The organism is Mesorhizobium sp. ESP7-2 (assembly GCF_020164715.1).
GTDB lineage: Bacteria > Pseudomonadota > Alphaproteobacteria > Rhizobiales > Rhizobiaceae > Mesorhizobium.
Genome location: NZ_JAIUGQ010000089.1, coordinates 1 through 4,098 on the forward strand (window position 1 = coordinate 1; position 4,098 = coordinate 4,098).

Annotated in this window: 5 protein-coding genes; 1 reads left to right on the forward strand and 4 read right to left on the reverse strand. The window is 61.7% G+C overall.

Annotated features, from left to right (window positions below; all coding sequences use genetic code 11):
- Positions 1 to 648: 648 nt before the first annotated feature.
- The gene (locus tag LB543_RS33600) at positions 649 to 1,113 is read left to right on the forward strand and encodes a hypothetical protein (protein ID WP_140813743.1); all 465 of its coding nucleotides are present in this window, start codon (positions 649 to 651) and stop codon (positions 1,111 to 1,113) included.
- Between the two features lie 294 nt (positions 1,114 to 1,407).
- Here the strand turns inward: LB543_RS33600 and LB543_RS33605 are convergent, their stop codons facing one another.
- The 4 genes from LB543_RS33605 to groEL form a co-directional block, all read right to left on the reverse strand.
- Positions 1,408 to 1,566: a hypothetical protein gene (locus LB543_RS33605; protein ID WP_181183113.1), complete on the reverse strand. Its 159-nt coding sequence runs from the start codon at positions 1,564 to 1,566 to the stop codon at positions 1,408 to 1,410.
- Between the two features lie 1,033 nt (positions 1,567 to 2,599).
- On the reverse strand, positions 2,600 to 2,758 hold the full coding sequence (locus tag LB543_RS33615; RefSeq protein WP_224617336.1) for a hypothetical protein: 159 nt from the start codon (positions 2,756 to 2,758) through the stop codon (positions 2,600 to 2,602).
- Positions 2,755 to 3,009 carry a hypothetical protein gene (locus LB543_RS33620; protein ID WP_140813741.1) on the reverse strand — a complete coding sequence of 85 codons (255 nt, stop codon included), beginning with the start codon at positions 3,007 to 3,009 and terminating at the stop codon, positions 2,755 to 2,757. Before LB543_RS33620 ends, LB543_RS33615 begins: the two co-directional genes overlap by 4 nt.
- Positions 3,010 to 3,072: 63 nt before the next feature.
- The coding region (groEL, locus tag LB543_RS33625) for a chaperonin GroEL (RefSeq protein WP_224617337.1) at positions 3,073 to 4,098 on the reverse strand (1,026 nt) is incomplete at its 5' end.

The following is a 4,098-nucleotide window of genomic DNA, read 5'->3' on the forward strand; positions in this document are numbered from 1 at the left end:
CTCTACCCGCTCAAGGCCTATGACATGCACGCCATCTCAGAAGGAGGCGGCCCTCCCGCGCAGCGGGTTCGTGCATTAGGCGCAAAGCTGCCGTCCAGGAAGTGACGCGCTGTCAGGACAGCACACGTGCCAGACGGTCGATCCTGCCACGACGATTTACATCGATCGACATCTGCCACGCACCATCAGATGGAGAGGCAATTTGCGCCTCGAACCGTTTCTGGTGTGCCACGAAATTGTTGAAAAGCTCTCCTGGACGAGTTGCGCCTTCATTATCTGCACGCCTATCAAATCCCTTCGCGTGTCGAAAGTGACGCGGTCAGAGGGGCTGGCCTGACCTGGCGGCACTACCAAAGCGTCATGAAGGCCGATGAGAAAGCGATCGATGGCGAACAGCTTCGCTGCGTGCGGGGGGATTTAGATATCACGCCTGAAGGATTACTCGTTGCTCCGACGTCTGATCCAAGCATCGCAGTAACTCGTCGGGGATGGTCCAAGACGCCGAGACAGCGGGAAATCAGAACAGGCGCATTGTCAAATTTTCTCGTCAGTGGAACTTCCCGACAGACTGTAGGTTCGCTTGCAGTAGGGACGACTGGGGCTACTTCGGCTATTGTAGGCGGAGCGCCTCGCCAACAGGAGACGGCCATGAAACATCAGACACTTGCAGAACTGCATGGGGTCGCGGAGGTCGAAGCATCCTTTCCGGCTATGACGCGGCGCCAGCGTTTGGAACATTGGGCCATGCTGCTCGAGCGAAATCCCGAGCAGTACCTCGCCGCCTTCCCCGGGACGGAATACATGACCTTGGACGTGCGCGACAAAACCCAGTCCCTCGGCTCCGCGCTCAGCATCGCTTTCGCCGATCCAACTTTGCGGGCTGAAGGGCTGAAGAACGATACGTATGGCGAAGCGAAGCGCTTCTTCGAGCTTACGGATTGGCAGTTGCACGCTGTTGTCTGCCATTGCCATGTCGGCGGCGCGATGAAAGCCGGATGGGCTGCCGTTCAAGTTCGATCTGCCATCAACAAAGAAGGCAAGCTTTTCACCAAATTGCGCGAAGCGATTGCCCATTGGCCGGTATTCCGCATTTTAACCCATGCGAGGGAGTAAAAGACGCCTCAGGCTGAACTAGCCAGCGATCTGACAAGGTGCAAGCACGTGAACGACGACGTGTTTTGGACCTCGACGTCGCTTACGTGACAACAACGGGCGAGCGTCGCCCGTTTCCTTTTGCCAATCGAGCCGGTCCGCGGCCTCTGAGCATTGACGAGGCGGGCGCGAACGACGACCGCGCTATGCGATGGCGTTTTATCGGCATCTCGCCCCCGGTCCATAGGATAACCCGCCAAAAAGGCTCGCTGGCCCAACTGGGCAGACGTCGGGCGCAGCTACGGGGCAGCAATATTACGATCGAACCGTAATCTCGACAGGCAATGGTGAACGCTGGTTTTGCAGCGAAGCCGAATGCCCGATCAGCGGGATGGCGAAAGGCGCGGCAGTGCCGGCCTCCTTGCTCTTGTGACGCTGCAATTGCCCGATTTTGGCGCCTTTGACGTCCAGCAATCATGGATGTCCTAGGAATAAGCGGTCGAGTGCCGGTTTCCATCTAGCCCAGCACCAAGCCTGCAACCAACACGACAAACCCGATAGAAAACAGGACCGCCAAAAGCCAAGCAGCCTCCACGAATCATAAGAGCCTCCTCCTGTCGCTGTCCCCTTGTAAGAAGCCCTATGGCGCGTTTCGGTTTCCCTAGGCGATAGGCGGGACGTGCAGCAATTTATGCTGCAAGGCAGCAACCAACTTGGAAGCGCCGCGTTCCGCTCATCCTCCGCTTCAGATTGACCGCAAAACAATGGCAGCGCCACTACCCTGCCGCAGGCATTCGACCGTATGCGAGGTCATGGCGGCCCAACGGCGAAGCAATTGGCTTCGGCAGTCAAGCAAGCAACCGGTCACTCCGGACCATGGCCGAAGCTCTCTGTCTGGCATGGAAGCGGCCGAGAGCGTTCCACCGACATGACGACTATTGCGTCACCGCGCATTCGTGCGGAGGCAGGGCTTGCGCCGGTAAGCTTTGCCCTCCTGCCCTTGGCGAGACTCAGTCTTTCTTCCACGCCGCCAGCAGCGGGCCTTTGCTTCCATAGATCGGGTCCTTGCGCGGCCGTCCGACCCTGGGGATCGTCACCACCGCCTGGCGTGATCGGCGGCGGTCGTGCATTCGTCATAGGTGCCGGACGGCGGATAGGGGCCAACCACGAGAAAGGCGTCGGAGGCGGAGATGCGCTTGCCTGTCCGGTCTTGCGGCAGCGGTCACCTTTTCGGCTGCGTTCTTGATGCTTTGCAGGATTCTCATGACGTCGCCTCGTCTCGGGGACCCGACGCTGATTCAACCTGCGTGGCCGTCGCTGGTTCCCGGCAGGCTCTGCGCCCCGCGAGGTGCGCGAGGCGATCGCTGCACATCGGACGGACCTGTCGCCTTACCCCGAATGCATCTCATTGCCCATCGCCGCGGCCGGCGAAACCATATCCGGCAGCAATATGTCGTTGCGGCGTGCGAAGGTGACTAGCGTCGCTCGCACCGTCTTCGGGTCGATCTCACCGGCGATACCCGCCTTGCAGGCATTGAGGGCGACTGCATGAGGCGGCGGGCCAGTCCTGCAACAGCACGTATCCGTCCATCACGCTTTCGATCTTCCTCGGAATCCCCATTCCGACCAGAAGGGTGACCGGTTCTTCAAACTGCCCGCGCTTCATGGCTTTGCCTCCTCTCGATTGTGCAGGGCCGCGCCGGCCGTGCCTCGGGACGCGTCCGACACCTGTTGCGCAGCCAGGAACATCAGCGCCGAGGCGGCGGTCCTCCGTTTCCAGCCGGCGGCTTCGGCCGTGTCGAGCAGTCTCGCCAGCAGCGGCTTCAGCACGCCGCGGCATTCGCTTTCATAGGCCAGAAACTCCTTTGCCTGATGTGTCGGCCCGGGCACGGGCCCAAGATCAGCCATTGCATCCATGTCTCTCTCCCTTCAACTGATGCCCGCTCCCTGTCCAAGGGAGCGGGCGCACTGGTCGGGACCTCAGAAGTCCATGCCGGCGCCGGCCGGCATCGCCGGAGCGGCGCCTTCTTTCTTCGGCTTCTCGGCAACCATTGCCTCGGTGGTCACCAGCAGGCCGGCGACCGACGCGGCATCTTGCAGCGCCGTGCGTACCACCTTGGCCGGATCGATCACGCCCTGGCCATAGAGATCGCCGAACTCGTTGGTCTGGGCGTTCCAACCCCAGCCGAATTCGCTCTTCTCGCGCAGCTTGCCAACGATGATCGAGCCTTCCGCGCCGGCGTTCTCGGCGATCTGGCGAACCGGTGTCTCGATGGCGCGGCGGACGATCTCGACCCCGGTCTTCTGGTCGGCATTGTCCGTCTGGACTGCATCGAGCGCCTTGGCCGCCCGAAGCAGCGCGACGCCGCCACCGGGCAGCACGCCTTCCTCGACAGCCGCGCGGGTGGCGTGCAGGGCATCGTCGACGCGGTCCTTGCGCTCCTTGACCTCGACCTCGGTCGAGCCGCCGACGCGGATCACCGCGACGCCGCCGGCGAGCTTGGCCAGCCGCTCCTGCAGCTTCTCGCGGTCATAGTCGGAGGTGGTTTCCTCGATCTGGGCCTTGATCTGCGCGACGCGGCCCTGGATCTCTTCCTTGCGCCCGACGCCGTCGACGATGGTTGTGTTTTCCTTTTCGATCACCACCTTCTTGGCGCGGCCCAGCACCTCCAGCGTCACATTCTCAAGCTTGATGCCGAGATCTTCCGAAATCGCCGTACCGCCGGTGAGGATGGCGATATCCTCCAGCATGGCTTTGCGGCGATCGCCGAAGCCCGGCGCCTTGACGGCCGCGACCTTGAGGCCGCCGCGCAGCTTGTTGACGACCAGCGTCGCCAGCGCCTCGCCCTCGACGTCCTCGGCGATGATCAGCAGCGGCTTGCCCGACTGCACCACCGCTTCCAGCACCGGAAGCAACGCCTGCAGGTTGGAGAGCTTCTTTTCATGGATCAGCACGTAAGGCTCTTCGAGTTCGACGCGCATCTTGTCCTGGTTGGTGACGAAATA